This is a genomic window from Thermomonas sp. LB-4 (assembly GCF_036409385.1).
Taxonomy (GTDB): Bacteria; Pseudomonadota; Gammaproteobacteria; order Xanthomonadales; family Xanthomonadaceae; genus Thermomonas.
Window position 1 is genome coordinate 88,850 of sequence record NZ_JAXOFT010000009.1, and the last position, 18,972, is coordinate 107,821.

At 69.5% G+C, this 18,972-nt stretch carries 18 protein-coding genes; 9 read left to right on the forward strand and 9 right to left on the reverse strand.

What is annotated here, in order from left to right; genetic code table 11:
- Positions 1-80: 80 nt before the first annotated feature.
- Together sucC and sucD are read left to right on the forward strand one after the other, a co-directional pair.
- Positions 81-1,250, forward strand: a complete 1,170-nt coding sequence (gene sucC, locus SPK54_RS08390; protein WP_330947460.1) for an ADP-forming succinate--CoA ligase subunit beta — start codon at positions 81-83, stop codon at positions 1,248-1,250.
- 120 nt (positions 1,251-1,370) lie between these two features.
- Positions 1,371-2,246: a succinate--CoA ligase subunit alpha gene (sucD, locus tag SPK54_RS08395; protein WP_330947461.1), complete on the forward strand. Its 876-nt coding sequence runs from the start codon at positions 1,371-1,373 to the stop codon at positions 2,244-2,246.
- Positions 2,247-2,486: 240 nt separating this feature from the next.
- Here the strand turns inward: sucD and SPK54_RS08400 are convergent, their stop codons facing one another.
- Complete coding sequence (locus tag SPK54_RS08400) at positions 2,487-4,703, reverse strand: sodium-translocating pyrophosphatase (RefSeq protein WP_330947462.1); 2,217 nt, start codon at positions 4,701-4,703, stop codon at positions 2,487-2,489.
- Positions 4,704-4,929: 226 nt separating this feature from the next.
- On the opposite strand from SPK54_RS08400, the gene SPK54_RS08405 reads away from it, so the two are divergent.
- Positions 4,930-5,433, forward strand: coding sequence for a hypothetical protein (locus SPK54_RS08405; RefSeq protein ID WP_330947463.1), 504 nt, complete (start codon positions 4,930-4,932; stop codon positions 5,431-5,433).
- 7 nt (positions 5,434-5,440) lie between these two features.
- On the opposite strand, the gene SPK54_RS08410 is transcribed toward SPK54_RS08405, so the two are convergent.
- The 3 genes from SPK54_RS08410 to SPK54_RS08420 all read right to left on the reverse strand — a co-directional run bounded on the left by SPK54_RS08410 (position 5,441) and on the right by SPK54_RS08420 (position 7,888).
- On the reverse strand, positions 5,441-5,665 hold the full coding sequence (locus tag SPK54_RS08410; RefSeq protein WP_330947464.1) for a DUF167 domain-containing protein: 225 nt from the start codon (positions 5,663-5,665) through the stop codon (positions 5,441-5,443).
- Positions 5,666-5,758: 93 nt separating this feature from the next.
- The gene (locus tag SPK54_RS08415; protein WP_330947465.1) at positions 5,759-6,565 is read right to left on the reverse strand and encodes a CsgG/HfaB family protein; all 807 of its coding nucleotides are present in this window, start codon (positions 6,563-6,565) and stop codon (positions 5,759-5,761) included.
- 66 nt (positions 6,566-6,631) lie between these two features.
- On the reverse strand, positions 6,632-7,888 hold the full coding sequence (locus SPK54_RS08420) for a 6-phosphofructokinase (RefSeq protein ID WP_330947466.1): 1,257 nt from the start codon (positions 7,886-7,888) through the stop codon (positions 6,632-6,634).
- Positions 7,889-8,000: 112 nt separating this feature from the next.
- Between SPK54_RS08420 and SPK54_RS08425 the strand changes: the two genes are divergently transcribed.
- Together SPK54_RS08425 and mpl are read left to right on the forward strand one after the other, a co-directional pair.
- On the forward strand, positions 8,001-8,579 hold the full coding sequence (locus SPK54_RS08425; protein WP_330947467.1) for an adenylate kinase: 579 nt from the start codon (positions 8,001-8,003) through the stop codon (positions 8,577-8,579).
- A 122-nt stretch (positions 8,580-8,701) separates the two neighbouring features.
- Positions 8,702-10,066, forward strand: coding sequence for a UDP-N-acetylmuramate:L-alanyl-gamma-D-glutamyl-meso-diaminopimelate ligase (mpl, locus tag SPK54_RS08430; protein ID WP_330947468.1), 1,365 nt, complete (start codon positions 8,702-8,704; stop codon positions 10,064-10,066).
- A gap of 160 nt (positions 10,067-10,226) precedes the next feature.
- On the opposite strand, the gene SPK54_RS08435 is transcribed toward mpl, so the two are convergent.
- Positions 10,227-12,149 (reverse strand): VTT domain-containing protein, encoded by a 1,923-nt coding sequence (locus SPK54_RS08435; protein WP_330947469.1) that lies wholly within the window; start codon positions 12,147-12,149, stop codon positions 10,227-10,229.
- A gap of 59 nt (positions 12,150-12,208) precedes the next feature.
- On the opposite strand from SPK54_RS08435, the gene SPK54_RS08440 reads away from it, so the two are divergent.
- The 3 genes from SPK54_RS08440 to SPK54_RS08450 are packed head-to-tail and all read left to right on the forward strand — an operon-like array spanning position 12,209 to position 14,732.
- Positions 12,209-13,030, forward strand: a complete 822-nt coding sequence (locus SPK54_RS08440) for an NAD(P)-dependent oxidoreductase (RefSeq protein WP_330947470.1) — start codon at positions 12,209-12,211, stop codon at positions 13,028-13,030.
- 50 nt (positions 13,031-13,080) lie between these two features.
- On the forward strand, positions 13,081-13,500 hold the full coding sequence (locus SPK54_RS08445; RefSeq protein ID WP_330947471.1) for a VOC family protein: 420 nt from the start codon (positions 13,081-13,083) through the stop codon (positions 13,498-13,500).
- Complete coding sequence (locus tag SPK54_RS08450; RefSeq protein ID WP_330947472.1) at positions 13,500-14,732, forward strand: acetylornithine transaminase; 1,233 nt, start codon at positions 13,500-13,502, stop codon at positions 14,730-14,732. The genes SPK54_RS08445 and SPK54_RS08450 overlap by 1 nt, the downstream gene beginning before the upstream one ends.
- A gap of 7 nt (positions 14,733-14,739) precedes the next feature.
- Here SPK54_RS08450 and SPK54_RS08455 read toward each other — a convergent pair whose 3' ends face one another.
- Genes SPK54_RS08455 through hemL form a run of 3 tightly spaced genes read right to left on the reverse strand, consistent with a single transcriptional unit; the run spans position 14,740 to position 18,060 of the window.
- Positions 14,740-15,867 (reverse strand): PLP-dependent transferase, encoded by a 1,128-nt coding sequence (locus SPK54_RS08455; RefSeq protein WP_330947473.1) that lies wholly within the window; start codon positions 15,865-15,867, stop codon positions 14,740-14,742.
- Between the two features lie 7 nt (positions 15,868-15,874).
- Positions 15,875-16,768 (reverse strand): ion transporter, encoded by an 894-nt coding sequence (locus tag SPK54_RS08460; protein ID WP_330947474.1) that lies wholly within the window; start codon positions 16,766-16,768, stop codon positions 15,875-15,877.
- Positions 16,769-16,776: 8 nt separating this feature from the next.
- Entirely contained in the window at positions 16,777-18,060 is a 1,284-nt protein-coding gene (hemL, locus tag SPK54_RS08465) for a glutamate-1-semialdehyde 2,1-aminomutase (RefSeq protein WP_330947481.1), read from the reverse strand.
- Positions 18,061-18,160: 100 nt separating this feature from the next.
- Between hemL and SPK54_RS08470 the strand changes: the two genes are divergently transcribed.
- A complete protein-coding gene (locus tag SPK54_RS08470) occupies positions 18,161-18,352 on the forward strand; it encodes a rubredoxin (protein ID WP_190282364.1) in 192 nt (63 codons plus the stop codon).
- Positions 18,353-18,374: 22 nt separating this feature from the next.
- Here SPK54_RS08470 and SPK54_RS08475 read toward each other — a convergent pair whose 3' ends face one another.
- Positions 18,375-18,824: a DUF192 domain-containing protein gene (locus SPK54_RS08475; RefSeq protein ID WP_330947475.1), complete on the reverse strand. Its 450-nt coding sequence runs from the start codon at positions 18,822-18,824 to the stop codon at positions 18,375-18,377.
- Between the last annotated feature and the right edge of the window lie 148 nt (positions 18,825-18,972).

The following is an 18,972-nucleotide window of genomic DNA, read 5'->3' on the forward strand; positions in this document are numbered from 1 at the left end:
GGTCCGCCCGCGCCAGACCGGAGTTGCCGGCCACGCGGAGCGTCCCAGCCTTCATCGGCAAATTTCTCCCCGGGTGATCCATGAATTTCCACGAGTACCAGGCGAAGCAGTTGTTTGCCGATTACGGCATTGCGGTTCCGGCCGGGCGCGTTGCGTCCAGCGCCGACGAAGCGGTCCAGGCGGCCAAGTCCTTGGGCAACGGCCCCTGGATGGTCAAGGCCCAGATCCATGCGGGCGGCCGCGGCAAGGCCGGCGGCGTGAAGTTCTGCAAGACCACCGACGACGTGCAGGCCGCGGCCGGCAAGATGCTCGGCACGAAGATGGCCACCTACCAGTCCGCGGGCGTCGCCCTGCCGGTCAACCAGGTGCTGGTGACCACCGCCGGCGAGATCGTCAAGGAGCTGTACCTGTCGCTGCTGGTCGACCGCGACCGCAAGGCGATCACCTACATCGTCTCCAGCGAGGGCGGCGTGGACATCGAGGAAGTCGCCGCCAACACCCCCGAGAAGATCCACACCCTGGTCGTCGACTACGTCGAGGGCGTGCAGCCCTACCAGGGCCGCGAGATCGGCTTCAAGATGGGCCTGACCGCCAAGCAGTCCAACCAGCTGGCCGGCATCATGGGCGGGCTGTTCAAGCTGTTTAACGACAAGGACCTGTCGCTGGTCGAGCTGAACCCGCTGGCGATCCTGGACGATGCGAACCTGTACGCGCTGGACGGCAAGGTCAACTCCGACGACAACGCCACCTTCCGCCACAAGGACCTCGCCGCCATGCGTGACACCACGCAGGAAGACGAGACCGAGGTGAAGGCCAGCGAGCACGACCTGAACTACGTGACCATGGACGGCAACATCGGCTGCATGGTCAACGGCGCCGGCCTGGCGATGGCGACGATGGACGTGATCGCGTTGAACGGCGGCGCGCCGGCCAACTTCCTCGACGTCGGCGGCGGTGCCACCAAGGAACGCGTGACCGAGGCGTTCAAGCTGATCCTGTCCAGCGACAAGGTGAAGGCGATCTTCGTCAACATCTTCGGCGGCATCGTCCGCTGCGACATGATTGCCGAGGGCATCATCGCGGCGGTCAAGGAAGTGGACGTCAAGGTGCCGGTGGTGGTGCGCCTGGAAGGCACCAACGTCGAGGCGGGCAAGAAGCTGCTGGCCGAATCCGGCCTGGCCATCACCCCGGCCGACGACATCAACGACGGCGCCCGCAAGGCCGTCGCCGCCGTGGCCAAGGCCGCCTGACCCCACACCCGTAGGAGCGCACCGCAGGGGCGCGACCGGTTTTTCCGGATCACGCCAAGAGCATTGCCAACAGCACGCGCCCCTGCGGTGCGCTCCTACGACAGCAAAGGATTCAATTCCATGTCCGTTCTCATCAACAAGAACACCAAGGTGATCGTGCAGGGCTTCACCGGCCAGCAGGGCACCTTCCACGCCACCCAGATGGTGGAATACGGCACCCAGGTCGTCGGCGGCGTCACGCCCGGCAAGGGCGGCACCACCCACATCGAGCTGCCGGTGTTCAACACCGTGGCCGAAGCCGTGGCCTCCACCGGCGCCGACGCCTCCGTGATCTACGTGCCGCCGCCGTTCGCGGCCGACGCGATCCTGGAAGCGGCGGCCGCCGGCATCAAGGTCATCGTCTGCATCACCGAGGGCATCCCGGTGCTGGACATGCTGCGCGTCAAGAACGTGCTCAAGGCACATCCGGACGTGGTGCTGGTGGGTCCGAACTGCCCCGGCATCATCACCCCGGGCGAGTGCAAGATCGGCATCATGCCGGGCCACATCCACATGCCGGGCAAGATCGGCATCGTGTCGCGCTCGGGCACCCTGACCTACGAAGCCGTGAAGCAGACCACCGCTGCCGGCCTTGGCCAGTCCACCGTCATCGGCATCGGCGGCGACCCGATCAACGGCCTGAACTTCGTCGACTGCCTGAAGCTGTTCAACGAGGATCCGCAGACCGAAGGCATCATCATGGTCGGCGAGATCGGCGGTGCGGCCGAGGAAGCCGGCGCCGAGTACATCAAGCAGCACGTGAAGAAGCCGGTGGTCGGTTTCATCGCCGGCGCCTCCGCCCCGAAGGGCAAGCGCATGGGCCACGCCGGCGCGATCGCCTCGGGCGGCTCGGGCACGGCCGAAGGCAAGTTCGCGGCGATGGAAGCCGCGGGCGTCACCACGGTGAAGTCGCCGGGCGACCTGGGCGCGGCCATCGCGGCGCGCCTGGCCAAGTAAGCCACTGCATCACCTGCACCACGCAAAGGCCGCCTCCGGGCGGCCTTTGTGTTTGCGCTGCGCCCAGGCATCACTCCCCTGCGCCATGCCCCTGCAGGAGCGCACCGCAGGGGCGCGACGCTCCTGGCGTGAACCCGCGAACGCGTTCGCGCCGTTTCAGTGCGCCTACAGGGACTTTGGCGGCGGGGGAAAAAGAACGGCGGCCCGAAGGCCGCCGTTTTGGTGTCGCGTGGTGCAGGCTTACTCGGACGCGTTGGTGTCGTCCGCGTGGGGCGTCGCTTCGCCATCGGCCGCCGGCGCAGGGGCGGCTTCCGTCGGCGCGGTCATCGGTGCCGCCATCGCGGCGGCATCGGTGGCCGGGGCTTCCATCGCCACCGGTGTGGCGGCAGCTTCGCCGCCGCCGGCATTGACCGGCAGCAGCGGCACGATCAGCAGCGCCACGATGTTGATGATCTTGATCAGCGGGTTCACCGCCGGGCCGGCGGTGTCCTTGTAGGGGTCGCCGACGGTGTCGCCGGTCACCGCGGCCTTGTGCGCCTCGGAGCCCTTGCCGCCGAAGTTGCCGTCCTCGATGTACTTCTTGGCGTTGTCCCAGGCACCGCCGCCGGTGGTCATGCTGATGGCCACGAAGATGCCGGTGACGATGGTGCCGATCAGCAAACCGCCCAGCGCCTCCGGCCCCAGCAGCAGGCCGACCACGATCGGCACCGCCACCGGCAGCAGCGAGGGCACGATCATTTCCTTGATCGCGGACTTGGTCAGCATGTCCACGGCCTTGTCGTACTGCGGCTTGCCGCTGCCGTCCATGATCCCCTTGATCTCGCGGAACTGGCGGCGCACTTCCTCCACCACGCTGCCCGCCGCGCGGCCCACGGCTTCCATCGCCATGGCGCCGAACAGGTACGGAATCAGGCCGCCGATCAGCAGGCCGATGATCACCCGGTGGTCGGACAGGTCGAAGGCGAACTTCATGCCGCCGTTGGCGGCTTCCAGGTTGTGGGTGTAGTCGGCGAACAGCACCAGTGCGGCGAGCGCCGCCGAACCGATCGCGTAACCCTTGGTCACCGCCTTGGTGGTGTTGCCCACCGCGTCCAGCGGGTCGGTGATGTTGCGCACTTCCGGCGGCAGCTCCGCCATTTCCGCGATGCCGCCGGCGTTGTCGGTGATCGGGCCGTAGGCGTCCAGCGCGACGATCATGCCGGCCATCGACAGCATCGAAGTAGCGGCGATGGCGATGCCGTACAGGCCGCCGTGCAGGTAGGCGAACCAGATCGCGAGACACACGGCGATCACTGGCATGGCGGTGGACTTCATCGACACACCGAGGCCGGCGATGATGTTGGTGCCGTGGCCGGTGGTGGACGCCTTGGCCACGTGCTGCACCGGCTTGTATTGCGTGCCGGTGTAGTACTCGGTGATCCACACGATCACCCCGGTCAGCACCAGGCCGATCAGCGCGCAGATATAGAGGTTCATGGCGCCGTGCGCGTTGTCTCCCATCAGCGAGGTGGTGATCGGGTAGAACGCGATCGCCGCCAGCACCGCCGAGATGATCACGCCCTTGTACAGCGCGCCCATGATGTTGGGCTTGTCGCCGCTGACCTTGACGAAGGCCGCGCCGATGATCGAGGCGATGATCGACACGCCGCCCAGCACCAGTGGGAACAGCACTGCGTTCTTGCCGGCGAAGTCGGCGCTGCCCGGCACCATCATCATGCCGCCCAGCAGCATGGTGGCGATGACCGTCACCGCGTAGGTCTCGAACAGGTCGGCGGCCATGCCGGCGCAGTCGCCGACGTTATCGCCCACGTTGTCGGCGATCACCGCCGGGTTGCGCGGGTCGTCCTCGGGGATGCCGGCTTCGACCTTGCCGACCAGGTCGGCGCCGACGTCCGCGCCCTTGGTGAAGATACCGCCGCCGAGGCGGGCGAAGATCGAGATCAGCGAACTGCCGAATGCAAGGCCGACCAGCGCGTGCAGGTTGTCGGCCTGCGACAGGCCCATCTTCTGCAGCACGAAGTAGTAGCCCGCCACGCCGAGCAGGCCGAGGCCGACCACCAGCATGCCGGTGATCGCGCCGCCCTTGAAGGCGACGTTCATCGCCGGGCCCATGCCGCTGCGCGCGGCTTCCGCGGTGCGCACGTTGGCGCGCACCGAGACATTCATGCCTATGTAGCCGGCGGCGCCGGACAGGATCGCGCCGATGGCGAAGCCGATCGCGGTATGCCAGCTGAGGAACGGGCCGATCAGCAGGAACAGCACCACGCCGGCGATCGAGATCGTCATGTATTGCCGGTTGAGGTAGGCGCGCGCGCCTTCCTGGATCGCGCCGGCGATTTCGCGCATGCGCTCGTTGCCGGCGGGCTGTTTGTTGATCCACGCAGCGGCCCAGAGGCCATAGAGGATCGCGACGACGGCGCTGGCCAGCGCCAACACCAAACCATATTGCTCCAGCATGAAACCCCTCCCCGGAGTGTTCGAATGGAAGACATCAGGTTGTCGTGCCCACCCGTGGGCGGGCGACGCTCGACTATCGCATACACGAACCCGCCGGCGTGAGCCGGTGCATGGGCAAGGGTGACGGCAGCCGGCCAGGCCCGCCTGCGCAGGCCGGCGTCGCGGCACGATTCAGGCGTGGCGTGCCAGTCTGCCCATCCGATACGTGTGGCCGAGGCCGTTTCCCATGTTGCGACTGCACACGCTCTGCGCGGGCCTGCTGGCCGTCTCCACGGCGCTGGCGGGCGACCGCGAGCCGGAAATCCAGCGTGCGCCCGCCACCCCGCAGGCGGTTGGCGTGGTGCATACCCTGCGCACGATTCCCGAAGCCTGCACCCGCCTGGAAGGCCGCTTTACCGGCAACGCCGGGGCGCCCTATGCGCTTGCCGCGGTGCGCACCGGCGCGCGCTGCCAGCCGCGCTCCGCGCTGCGGCAGGACGCGCCGGCGGCGGGTGCGGCGGGGTGGGTGCTGAACGATCTGATCCGCGTGCCCAGCGCAGCCTGTCCGTCACGCCAGGCGGTCATCCGGATCTGGCGCCGGCCGGCGAGCGCCGCCGTGCCCAGGATGGACGCGCAGGGCAAGGCCCGCGTCTACCTCAAGGAGGGACTGGACGCCGCCGCGGCGGGCCAGCTGGGGGCGATCCCGCAGTACGCGATGGCGATGGCGATGGAAGGCAAGGATTGCCGCTGAGTGCCGCTCAGTCCGGCACCACCACCCGCTTCAGCTTGCTGCCGGCGCCCGTCTTGATGGCGATGCTCGACTTGGCGCAGCCGAAGGCGCGCGCCACCAGTTCGATCAGCTCGGCGTTCGCCTTGCCATCGACCGGCGGCGATTTCAGCTGCGCCAACCAGGTGCCGTCGTCCTGCTGCGTGAGCGCGGAAACGCGGCTGTTGGGCTTGGCCTTGACCTGCAGGATGCGCATGCGGCCAAGCATCGCATGCGGCGGGCATTCGCAAAAAGCAAACGCCCGGTCGGGCCGGGCGTTTGCGGTGGATCGCGTTGCGATGATGCGCCGTCAGTCGCCGACCTTCAGCGTGCCGCCCTTGCCCAGGCCGCCCTTGACCTGCTGCGGCTTGTAGTCGCGCATGGCGCGCACCAGGTTGTTGTAGGCGTCGCCGAAGGCGGCGGCGATGGTCTTGCCTTCGGGGGTGTTGCTGTAGCCGCCCAGGGCACCGAAGCCGCTGCTGCCGGCGCCGCCGCCGGCCAGGCCGAAGCTGGTCTTCTTGGCCGCACCCATCGCCACGCCGATCTGTACGCCGGAGCGGTTGTCGATCATGGTCAGCATGGTTTCGGCCTTGCCGAACTTCAGCCCGCCGGCCAGCGCCCCGACCGCGCCCAGCGCGCCGCCGAAGTGGCCCAGCGCGCCGCCGATGCCGCCGGCGTTCTTCTGCGAGAAGTTGATGCTGGGGCTGACGGTGTAGTCGGCGGCGACCATCTGGCCCTTGCCGAAGTTGCTGCCGGCGCGCATTTCGCCGCTGTCCTGCAACGCGCGCTCCTGCATCATGTTCTGCATCGCGCGGCCGCGTTCGACCACCACGAAGCAGTTGGACTGCTGGATCAGCATGCGGATGACCGGCACGGTGGACGGCAGGCGCATGTCGGTGGTCAGGTAGCGGTACCAGTCGCCCTCCTGTTCCTCGACCACGGCAATCGTGCCCATCGGCTCGTCGCAGTATTCGAGGTTGGCGCCGGCGCCCTGGGCGTTGGCGCCGCCGGCGGAACCCTGCGGGTCGTTCTTCTTCTTGCTGAACTGCGCCTGCGCGGGCGCGCTGGTCGCGGCCACGATCAAGGCCAGTGCGGCGGCGGTGAATGTGGTCTTCATGGTGTCCCCGTTCGATGTGATGGGCGTCGCGGAATGCGCGCGCGGATGAGTTTAAACCGGAGGTGCTCAGCCGCTCCAGCCCGGAAGCCGGCGACGCACCTGCCGCAACCCGGGAACAACGTAATCCGGCAGGCCATTCCGGCCAAACGGCGGATAGGCCTCGCCCGCGATCAGCGGGGTCAGGTAGCGGCGCGCCGCCGCGGTAATGCCGTAGCCGTCCGCGCGGATGAAGCCCTTCGGCATGGTCTTCTCGTGGTTGGCGATGCGCGCCAGCGGGGCGATGTCGACATGCCAGCGATACGGCGCATCGCTGTCGCGCACGATCACCGGCATCACCGCATTCTGCCCCGACAGGGCGCATTCCACCGCGGCCCGGCCCACCGCCATCGCCTGCGCCAGGTCGGTGGCGCTGGCGAGGTGGCGCGCCGAGCGCTGCAGGTAGTCCGGCAGCGCCCAGTGCACCTTGTGGCCCAGCGCGTCCTTGACCCGCCCGGCCAGGTGCGAGGCCACGCCGCCCAGCTGGGTATGGCCGAAGCTGTCCTTGCCGCCCCCGGCATCGGCGACGAAGCTGCCGTCGGCGCGGCGGATCCCTTCGCTGGCGACCACCACGCAGTAGCCCACCCGTTCGACCACGGCATCGACGCGGGACAGGAAATCCGCCTCGTTGAACGGCCGCTCGGGGAACAGGATCAGGTGCGGTGCTTCGTCCCGGCCTTCTCCGGCCAGGCCCGCGGCTGCCGCCAGCCAGCCGGCGTGGCGGCCCATCGCCTCGTAGACGAACACCTTGGTGGAGGTTTCGGCCATGGCCGCCACGTCCAGCGCGCACTCGCGCACGGAGACGGCGGTGTATTTGGCTGCCGAACCGAAGCCCGGGCAGCAATCGGTCACCGCCAGGTCGTTGTCCACCGTCTTCGGCACGCCCACGCAGGTCAACGGGTAGCCGAATTCGGCGGCCAGCTGCGAAACCTTCAGCGCCGTATCGGCCGAATCGTTGCCGCCGTTGTAGAGGAACCAGCGCACGTCGTGGGCGCGGAACACCTCCAGCAGGCGTTCGTACTTCGCCCGGTCCTCGGCCAGCGACTTCAGCTTGAGCCGGCAGCTGCCGAACGCCCCGCCGGGGGTGTGGGCCAGGCCCCGGACCTCGGTGGCGGTGAGCGTCGAGGTGTCCAGAAGCTCCTCGCGCAAGGCCCCCAGGATGCCGTTGCGGGCGGCCAGGACCCTGACTTTTTTCGCGCGGGCGGCCTGCAGCACGGCCGAGGCGGTGGCATTGATGACGGCGGTGACGCCGCCGCTCTGGGCGTACAGCAGGGTGCCGGCGGGCATGGGAAAATCCTTCGGAACGGGTCTGGAACGACGGCCGGATGCGTTAAGCTGGCCGGGTAGCGGGTCGGGCGCAGTCTAACGCCGCCCCGTCTGTCCATTCTGGAGTGATTCGATGCGATTGGTTCTTTTGGGCGCGCCGGGTTCCGGCAAGGGCACCCAGGCGACGCGACTCAAGGAACATCTGCAGGTTCCGCACATTTCCACCGGCGACCTGCTGCGCGCCGAGGTGGCCGCGGGCACCCCGCTGGGGCTGCAGGCCAAGGAAGTGATGGCGCGCGGCGACCTGGTCAGCGACGAGATCCTGCTGGGCATGCTGCGGGACCGCTTCTCGCGGGACGATACCCGCGCCGGCTTCATCCTCGACGGCTACCCGCGCAACCTCGCGCAAGCCGCCGCGCTGGACGAACTGTTGGCCAGCCTGGGCCAGAAGTTCGACGCTGCGGTGCAGCTGGCGGTGGACAACGAGCAGATCATCGAGCGCCTGGCCGGCCGCGCCAAGGCGGAAGGCCGCGCCGACGACACCCCGGAATCGGTGCGCCACCGCCTGAACGTGTACGACGAGAAGACCGCGCCGGTGATCGACTATTACCGCCAGCACGGCCAGCTGACCGTGGTTGACGGCGTCGGTTCGCTGGACGATGTGTTCGCCCGCATCGTCGAGGCGATCCAACCCGGGCACGACGTCGGCTGACACTGCCCGACCCGTGCGAAAGCGGGGCGGCGGGCGCGTCGGCCCCGCAACCAAGCGAGTATCGGGGAGCGACTTGCGGGGCCGACGCGCCCGCCGTTCCGCTCCCTCCCGGAGCCCATGACGTGAAACTCCATATCCTTGGCATCGCCGGCACCTTCATGGGCGGCGTGGCCGCGCTGGCGCGCGAACTCGGCCATGCCGTCGAAGGCAGCGACGCCAACATCTACCCGCCGATGTCCACCCAGCTGGAGCAGCTGGGCATCGCGCTGCAGCAGGGCTATGCCGCCGGCAACATCGGCGCGGACTGCGATGAAGTCATCGTCGGCAACGCGCTTTCGCGCGGCAATCCGGCGGTCGAGCACGTGCTCGATGCCGGGTTGAAGTACACCTCCGGCGCGCAGTGGCTGAGCGAACACGTGCTGCCGGGGCGCGACACCCTGGCGGTGGCCGGCACCCACGGCAAGACCACGACGACGACCATCCTGGCGTACCTGCTGCAAGCCGCCGGGCGCGAGCCGGGCTTTTTGATCGGCGGCGTGGCCGAGGACTTCGGCGTGTCGGCGCGGGTGGGCGCGGGCCGCGAGTTCGTGGTGGAGGCCGACGAATACGACACCGCCTTCTTCGACAAGCGCAGCAAGTTCGTCCACTACCGCCCGCTGGTCGCCATCCTCAACAACCTGGAATACGACCACGCCGACATCTTCCCGGACGTGGCCGCGATCCAGCGCCAGTTCCACCACCTGGTGCGCACCGTGCCCGGCCGGGGGCGGCTGATCGTCAACGGTCACGACCAACGCCTTGCCGAGGTGCTGGCGATGGGGTGCTGGACGCCGGTGGAGCGGTTCGGCTTCGATCCCGCCTTCGAATGGAGCGCGCGCAAGCTCGCCGACGACGGCAGCCGCTTCGCGGTGCTCCACGCCGGGACCCAGCTCGGCGTCGTCGACTGGCCGCTGCTGGGCGACCACAACGTGCTGAACGGCCTGGCCGCGCTGGCGGCTTGCGCGGCGGTGGGCGTGGATGTCGCGGCAGTGCTGCCGGCGCTGGCCGCGTTCCGCAGCGTGAAGCGCCGGCTGGAAGTGGTGGGCGCGCACGGCGGCGTCACCGTGTACGACGATTTCGCCCACCATCCCACCGCCATCGCCACCACCCTGGCGGGACTGCGGGCGAAGGTCGGCGACGCCCGCATCGTGGTGGCGATGGAGCCGCGCAGCAATTCGATGCGCCTCGGCGCGCATGCCGATGCGCTGGCGCCGTCGCTGGACCTGGCGGATGCCGTGGTATTCCTGGCCCGGCCGGAGCTGCCGTGGGACGCCGGCAAGGTGATCGCGGCCCTGCGCGGCGAGGGCCGCGCAGTGGCGGATGCCGACGCGCTGCTGGCGGCGCTGGCGGATCGCGTGCGCCCGGGCGACCACGTGGTCTTCATGTCCAACGGCGGTTTCGACGGCGCGCCGCGGCGCTTCGTCGCAACCTTGCACGAGCGTCCGTAGGCGCGCCGCAGGGCGCAAGCGCGTCAGTTCCTCCGTAGGAGCGCACTGAAAGGGCGCGACGCTCTTTGCGTGATCCTGCGAAAGCATCCGCGCGCTTTCCGTGCGCTCCTGCGAATAGAGAGAAACATCGCGCTGCTGCGCTGCGTTCGTGCGGCGATGCTCAGCGCGGATGCGCCAGCACCCGCAGTGCGCGCGCGTCGCCCAGCGCCTGCAGGTCTGCCGGCAGCGCATGCGCAGGCGGATCCGGCTTCCACAGGTTCAGCAGATGCAGGCGTCGGCGCAGCTGCATGACGTCGTAACGCGCCACCCACAGCGTGCTGCCGTCGTCCAGCCGCACCGGCGCCGGCCAGATCCGCAACACTTCGATGCGCTCCGGATCGGCGGGGTCCGGACGCCGCAGCAGCAGCCGTTCCGGATGGGCGTCCATGGCCAGCGGCAGGACCGGGCGCTGCGCCGGTGACAGGTCGTCGTCGAGCAATCCCAGCGCGCCCACCCAGTCCGCCGCCGGCTGCACCCGCCAGCCCCGTGCCTGCAGGTGTTGCCGCAGCAGTTCGATGTCACCGGCGATTTCCAGATCGAAGCGCTGGTGATCCTCGCCGAGCCCCTGCGCCTGCCAGCGGCGCGCATCCAGCACCTGCGTGGGCGGCGGCGGCTCGAACTGCACCAGCGTCTGCGGTGCGCTGCGCGGCGCGTACCAGAGTGCGGCGAGCAGGAAGCTGCCGTAGAACGTCCAGCCCAGCGGCCGCATCCAGAACGAGCGCTCGCTGTGGCTGCGGTAGGCGATGCCGATCAGCAGCACCCACAGTGCGCCCAGCAGCACGCCGCCGACGATGTCCGACAGCCAGTGCGCGCCCAGGTACAGGCGGGCGAAGCCGACCAGCGCGGTGGCGATGCCGGTGAGCAGGTAGGGCCAGACCCGCTGCCGGCCCGGCAACTCGCGCGCGATCAGCACCGCGAAGAAGCCGAACACCACCGTGGTCATGGTCACCGCCACCGACGGGAAGCCGAAGCCCGCCGCGGCGGTGGGCGGGCGCGGCATGTCGACCAGCGCCTCCAGTCCTTCGGTCAGCCCCAGCCCCACCGCGATCGCGATCAGCCAGTGCACCGCCGCCTTCCAGCGCCGCCGCCACAGCAGCCACAGCATCGCCGCCAGCGACGCCAGCCCCAGCACCGGCGCGCTGCCGATCGCCGCCAGCGTGGCCATCATCCGGTCGGCCAGCGGGTTGCGCAGCGCGAACATCAGCGCGTGCACATCATGGTCGGCCAGCAGCGGCCCGCCGCGCAGCATCAGCGAAGCGCTGAACCAGGCCCATAGCCACGCCACCGCGAACAGGCAGACCGCCAGCAGCAGCAACGGCGCCGATTCCGGCCGCCGGCGGTCGATCAGCGCGGCGGCGTAGCGGCCCAGCAGCGGGTGCCTGCGGCTCCAGCGCAGCAGCCGCGCCAGCAGGCTGTCGGCGTTCATCGCGAACCAGCGCCAGCTGTACAGCACCACCGCCCAGGCCAGCGCCAGCGCCGCCAGCAGGCCCAGCAGCACCAGCGCCAGTTTGTCGGCCACTGCGGCCACCGCGTCGTAGGCCTGCCCCAGCGCCCAGCCCGGCAGCAGGAACAGCACGGCCCAGCTCAGGCAGGCGAAACCGCTTGCCTGCAGATAGCGCGGCAGCGGCATCTTCGACATGCCGGCGATGGCGGGCACGAATGGCCGCACCGCGCCCACGTAGCGGGCAATGAAGATGCTCTTGACCGCGTTGCGCCGGAACAGCGCCTCGCCGCGGTCCAGCAGCTGCGGATAGCGCCGGAACGGCCACACCCCGCGCAGCGCGCTGCCCCAGCGGCGGCCGATCCAGTAGCTCAGGCTGTCGCCGGCGAACGCGCCCAGCGCGGCGCAGGCCACCGCATAGGGGCCTGCGATCTCGCCCATGCCGATCAGCACGCCGATCGCCACCATCAGCGGCAGCGCCGGCACGATCGCGCCCAGCACGATCACGGCGTCGCAGAACGCGATCAGGAAGATCAGCAGGCCGGCCGCCTGCGGGTGCGCGCCGATCCACGCGACGATGTTGTCGAACCACGCGCTGTGCATCGGCGGATTATAGGTGGCGGAGGCTACACTTCCGTCCGTCGACTCCACGGTGAATGCGCATGACCACGCTCTCCGGCAAGACCCTGTTCATCACCGGCGCCTCGCGCGGCATCGGCCTGGCCATCGCGCTGCGCGCTGCCCGCGATGGCGCCAATGTCGCCATCGCCGCCAAGTCCGACGTGCCCAACCCCAAGCTGCCTGGCACCATCCACAGCGCGGCAAAGGCAGTAGAAGAGGCCGGCGGCCGCGCGCTGGCGCTGAAATGCGACATCCGCGAGGAAGACCAGGTGCACGCCGCGGTCGCCGCCACTGTGGATGCGTTCGGCGGCATCGACATCCTGGTCAACAACGCCAGCGCGATCTGGCTGCGCGGCACGCTGGACACGCCGATGAAGCGCTTCGACCTGATGCAGCAGGTCAACAGCCGCGGCAGCTTCCTGTGCGCGCAGGCCTGCCTGCCGCATCTGCTGCAGGCGGCCAATCCGCACATCCTCACCCTGTGCCCGCCGCCCTCGCTCGACCCGAAGTGGTGGGGCCCACACACCGCCTACACGCTGGCGAAGATGGGCATGAGCTTCGTGACGCTGGGCCTGGCCGCCGAGTTCGGCCCGCGCGGCGTGGCGGTCAACGCGCTGTGGCCGCGCACCCTGATCGCCACCGAGGCGCTGAACATGATTCCGGGCGTCGCGGCCGGCAACGGCCGCAGGCCCGAGATCATGGCCGATGCCGCGCATGCCGTGCTGGTCCGCGCAGCGGCCGGCTTCTCCGGCAACTTCCTGATCGACGACCAGGTGCTGCGGCAGGCCGGCGTCACCGACCTGTCCGCCTACACGGTGGATCCCTCGAAGCCACTGCTGCCGGATCTCTACATCGATCCCTGAACCGGGCTTCGTGGGATCATCTTCCGATCCCCCACGAACGGAATCCCGCCATGAAATACCTGCACACGATGGTGCGCGTGCGCGATGTCGATGCATCGCTGCGCTTCTACTGCGACGGCCTGGGCCTGCGCGAAACCCGCCGCATGGAAAACGCAGCCGGCCGCTTCACCCTGATCTTCCTCGCCGCGGATGAAACCCCAGACGCGGAGATCGAGCTGACCCACAACTGGGACTCGGACGAGGACTACGGCAGCGCCCGCAACTTCGGCCACCTGGCGTTCCGCGTCGCCGACATCTACGCCACCTGCCAGCGCCTGCTGGACATGGGCTACACCATCAACCGCCCGCCGCGCGACGGCCACATGGCGTTCGTGCGCTCGCCCGACCTGATCTCGGTGGAGCTGCTGCAGGACGGCCACCTGCCGCCGCAGGAGCCGTGGGCGTCGATGCCGAACACGGGCGTCTGGTGATGGCCGCAGCCGCATCGGTGGACGCACTGCTGGCGCTGGGACGCGACGTCCTGCTGCCGGTCTACAGGCAGCGCGAGATGATCCTCGAACGCGGGCAGGGCGCCCGCGTCTGGGACAGCGAAGGCCGCGATTACGTGGATTTTGCCGCCGGCATCGCGGTGTGCAGCCTGGGCCATTGCGATCCCGAGCTCACCGCCGCGCTGGTCGAGCAGGCCGGCCGGCTGTGGCACACCAGCAACGTGTTCTACAGCGAGCCGCCGCTGCGGCTGGCGCAGGAACTGGTGGCCGCGTCGCGATTCGCCGAGCGCGCCTTCCTGTGCAATTCCGGTGCGGAAGCGAACGAGGCGGCGATCAAGCTGGTCCGCAAATGGGCGACGGCGCAGGGCCGCGAACCGGCGCGCCGCGTCATCGTCACCTTCCGCGGCAGCTTCCACGGCCGCACCCTGGCGGCCGTCACCGCCACCGCGCAGCCGAAGTACCAGGAAGGATTTGATCCGCTGCCCGGCGGCTTCCGTTACGTCGACTTCAACGACATCGCGCAGCTCGAAACGGCGATGGCCGGCGGCGATGTGGCGGCGGTGATGCTGGAGCCCGTGCAGGGCGAAGGCGGGGTGATGCCGGCCGCGCCCGGCTACCTGCAGGCGGTGCGTGCGCTGTGCGACCGGCACAAGGCATTGCTGGTGCTGGACGAGATCCAGTGCGGCATGGGCCGCACCGGCGCGCTGTTCGCGCACTGGGAAGACGGCATGGTGCCCGACATCGTGACGCTGGCGAAGGCCCTGGGCGGCGGCTTCCCGGTCGGCGCCCTGCTGGCCGGCCCGAAGGTGGCGCAGGCGATGCAGTTCGGCGCCCACGGCACCACCTTCGGCGGCAACCCGCTGGCGGCGGCGGTGGCGCGGGTGGCGCTGCGCCGGCTGGCCTCGCAGGACATCGCCGCGAACGTGGCCAGGCAGTCGCAGGCGATCCGCGATGGCCTCGACGCGCTGAACCGCGACTTCGGGCTGTTCGCCCAGGTGCGCGGCCGCGGCCTGATGCTGGGCGCGGTGCTGAAGCCGGAGCACGCCGGCAAGGCCGGTGCGATCGGCGACCTCGCCGCGGCGCATGGCCTGCTGTTGCTGCAGGCCGGTCCGGACGTGCTGCGCTTCGTGCCGGCCCTCAACATCGACGACGACGCCATCGCCGACGGCCTGGCGCGGCTGCGGCGCGCGCTGGAGGCGTTCGCGAACGGCTGAACCGCCCTCAGCCCAGCGCCTGCGCGAAGTCGGCGACCAGGTCGTCGCCGTCTTCCAGCCCCACCGAAATCCGCAGCAGGTTCTGCGGCGAGCGCGGATTCGCGCCTTCCACCGAGGCGCGGTGCTCCACCAGCGATTCGCAGCCGCCCAGCGAGGTGGCGTTGGTGAACACGCGCAGCTTGCCGGCCACCGCCAGCGCGGCGTCGCGGCCGCCGTGCAGCTCGATGCTCAGCATCGCGCCGAAGTCGCGCATCTGCGCCGCGGCGATCGCGTGCCCCGGATGCGTGGGCAGGCCGGGCCAGTTGGCCCGCGCCACCGCCGGATGCGCCTCCAGGAACGTCGCCAGCTTGCGCGCATTCGCGCAGTGCATCGCCATGCGCGCCCCGAGCGAGCGGCAGCCGCGCAGGATCATCCAGGCGCTGAACGGGGCCAGCACCGCGCCGGTGACGTGCAGCCGGTGCGCCACGTGCCGCGCGAAGGCGTCGTCGCGGGCGAACACCAGCGCGCCGCCGAGCACGTCGCTGTGGCCGCCGAAATACTTCGTCGTCGAGTGCATGACGATGTCGGCGCCCAGTGCTAGTGGGCGCTGCAGCAGCGGCGTGGCGAAGGTGTTGTCCACCACCACCGTCGCGCCCGCCGCGTGGCCGATGCCGGCCAGCGCGGTGATGTCGCAGACCTTGAGCAAGGGGTTGGAAGGCGTTTCGATCCACAGCATCGCCAGCGGCGTGGCGCAGGCGGCGCGCACCGCGTCGAGGTCGGCCATGTCGATCGTCTCGACCACCAGCCCGCGCGCCGGCAGGAACTCGCTGAACAGCATGCGCAGGCCGCTGTAGCAGTCATCCGGGAACAGCACGCGGCTGCCTGCGGGCAGCGACTCCAGCAGGGTGGTCATCGCCGCCATGCCGGAGGCGAAGGTCAGTGCTTCCTCGCCGCCTTCCAGCGCCATCAGCGCTTCGCGCAGGCGGTCGTTGGTGGGGTTGCCTTCGCGCTGGTACTCGTAGCCCGCGACGCGCTCGCCCGCCGGGCCGTGGCGGAAGGTGGTGGCCAGATGGATCGGTGGCGACACCGCGCCGGTGGCGGGGTCGGCTTCGTTGCCGGCGTGGACGGCGAGGGTGCCGGGGCGCAACGTGTTCATGCGGGCCTCAATCGCGGGAAGGAAGGGCTTCGCCGCATTTGCGGCAGAACCAGGCGTCCTCGTCGTGTTCGCCCAGGCTGCACTGCGGGCAGCGCACCTGCACGCGGCCGCGGCTGCGCATGGTGCGCGCCAGCTCCGCGGTGTAGATGCCGGTGGGCACCACGATGATGCTGTAGCCGATGATGATCAGTGCCGAGGTCAGGAAGCGGCCCAGCCCGGTGGCCGGCGACAGGTCGCCGTAGCCCACCGTCGCCATCGTCACCACCGCCCAGTACATCCCGGTGGGGATGCTGTTGAAGCCGTGCTCCGGTCCTTCGACCACGTACATCAGCGCGCCGAAGATCACCGCGATGGTGAGCAGGGTCATGACGAAGATCAGGATCTTGCGCCGGCTGCGGATCAGCGCGTGGGTCAGCATCCCGGCCTCGTCGGAATACTTGACCAGCTTCAGGATCCGGAAGATCCGCAGCAGGCGCAGGATGCGCACCACCGTCAGCGAGGCGCTGGCCGGGAACAGCAGCGACAGGAAGGTGGGCACGATGGCCAGCAGGTCGACGATGCCCAGGAAGCTGCGCGCGTAGCGCAGCGGCTCCCGCACCACCCACAGCCGCGCCGCGTACTCCACCGCGAACAGCAGGGTGAACACCCATTCGGCCAGATACAGTTGGACGTGCCAGCGCGCCTTGATCGCCGGGTCGCTGTCCAGCAGCACCACAAGCACGCTGGCCAGGATGACCACGATCAGCGCGAGGTCGAAATTGCGCTCGTCGCGGGTTTCATGGTGGAACATGAGCCGGTACAGCCGGTAGCGCCATCCCGTCCGGCTGGCCGGCTGCAGGGTGGGCGTGAACAGCTCGCCGCCCGGCGATGCGTCCCCCCGCGTGTCCGCGCGCTCGCTCATGCGGGCCGTCAGAGCGCGGCGAAGGCGGCGCGGGCCGCCTCGACGGTCGCACCGATCACCGCGTCGTCGTGCGCGCTGGACAGGAAGCCCGCCTCGAACGCGGACGGCGCGAGGTACACGCCGCGTTCCAGCATCGCGTGGAAGAAACGGTTGAACGCGGCGCTGTCGCAGGCCATCGCCTGTGCGTAGGTGTCCACCTTCTCCGCGCTGAAGAACATGCCGAACATGCCGCCCACGCGCTGGGTGGTGAAGGCGATGCCGGCATTGCGCGCGGCGGCTTCCAGCCCGTCGCACAGCGCGTTGGTCCTGGCTTCCAGCGCGTCGTGGAAGCCGGGCGCCTGGATCAGCTCCAGCATCGCCAGGCCCGCCGCCATCGCCACCGGATTGCCGCTGAGCGTGCCGGCCTGGTAGATCGGCCCGCTGGGCGCGATCTGCCGCATCAGCTCGGCGCGGCCGCCGTAGGCGCCCACCGGCATGCCGCCGCCGATGACCTTGCCGAAGGTGGAGAGGTCGGGCACGACGCCGTAGCGCGCCTGCGCGCCGCCCAGCGCAACGCGGAAGCCGGTCATCACTTCGTCGAAGATCAGCAGTGCGCCGTGGCGCGTGCACAACTCGCGAAGATGCTGCAGGTAGCCCTCGCGCGGCGGCAGGCAGTTCGCGTTGCCGACCACGGGTTCGATGATGAGCGCGGCGATGTCGCTCCCGCTCTCCTCGAACAGGCGCGTTGCCGCTTCGAAATCGTTGTACGGCAGCGTCAGCGTGAGATCGGCCAGCGCCTTCGGAACGCCTGGCGAGGTGGGCACGCCGAAGGTCAGCGCCCCGCTGCCGGCCTTCACCAGGAAGCTGTCGCCGTGGCCGTGGTAGCAGCCCTCGAACTTGACGATGCGGCTGCGGCCGGTGGCGCCGCGCGCCAGCCGGATCGCCGACAGGGTGGCCTCGGTGCCGGAGTTCACCATGCGCACCATTTCCATCGACGGCACCAGCCGCGTGATGGCCTCCGCCATGGTCACTTCCAAAGGGTTCGGGGTGCCGAAGGACAGGCCGTTGCGCGCGGTCTCGATCACCGCCTCCAGCACCTTCGGGTGGTTGTGGCCAACGATCATCGGGCCCCAGGAGCCGACGTAGTCGATGTAGCGGTTGCCGTCGACATCGAACAGGTAGGGGCCGTCCGCGCGCTGCACGAAGAACGGCTCGCCGCCCACCGACTTGAACGCGCGCACCGGAGAGTTGACGCCGCCGGGCATCAGTTGCTGGGCGCGGGAAAACAGGTCGTGGGAGCGTTCGGTGCGGATCGGCATGGCGGGTCTTCGGAAGTGATGTGGGGTGGCGGGCGGCTTCCGCCATCCGGTGCAGGATGGGACAATCGCGGCCCGTTCGCCAATTATCGCGCCGATGTCGACTCCCGGTCCTGATCGTCCCTATCGCAGTTGGATGTGCGTGGTCTGCGGCCACGTCTACGACGAGGCGCAAGGCGCTCCGGAAGACGGCATTCCGCCGGGCACGCGCTGGGAAGACGTGCCGGACACATGGACGTGCCCGGACTGCGGCGTCACCAAGGACGATTTCGAGCTCTATGAAGGCTGATCGCCCGCGGCCTTGATCGGGTTCAGTGCGTCGGCGCGGGAATTCCTGGGCCGAAGGTCAGGGTCGCGCCGTCCTGCAGTTTCAGCTTTTCCGCCTGTCCCGCGTTGAGTTCCAGCACGTAGCGCGCGGGCGCGTTGCTGGGATAGGACGGGCAGGCGTCACCGAGCGAGCACGGCGGCACGCCGCGCTGCTGCGACACCAGTTTGCGGTCGTTGTCGAAGTACAGGATGTCCAGGGCGATCCTGGTGTTCTTCATCCAGTAGGCCTGCGGTTCCTGGGCGTCATGGATGAACAGCATGCCGCGGTCGTCGGCCATCGCGTCGCGGAACATCAGGCCGCGCGCGCGCTCGGCATCGTCGTCCGCCAGCTCCACCGCATAGCGCTGCCCGGCGATCTCCACCCAGGGCTGGCTTGCTCCGGCGCAGCCGGACATCGCGCAGGCGAGAAGGGGAAGAAGGACGATGCGGCGCATGGGCGGCTCCAACGGATCGAAAGCGCGCACCTTGCGCGCGATGCACGCGATCCGTCAACACGTCAAGACTTCCCAATCCCTTGAAAGGGGGTGAAGATGCGCGCCCTTGCCGCTGCGGGTGATTGCGGAGGCGGGGCAGGGAAGCGAG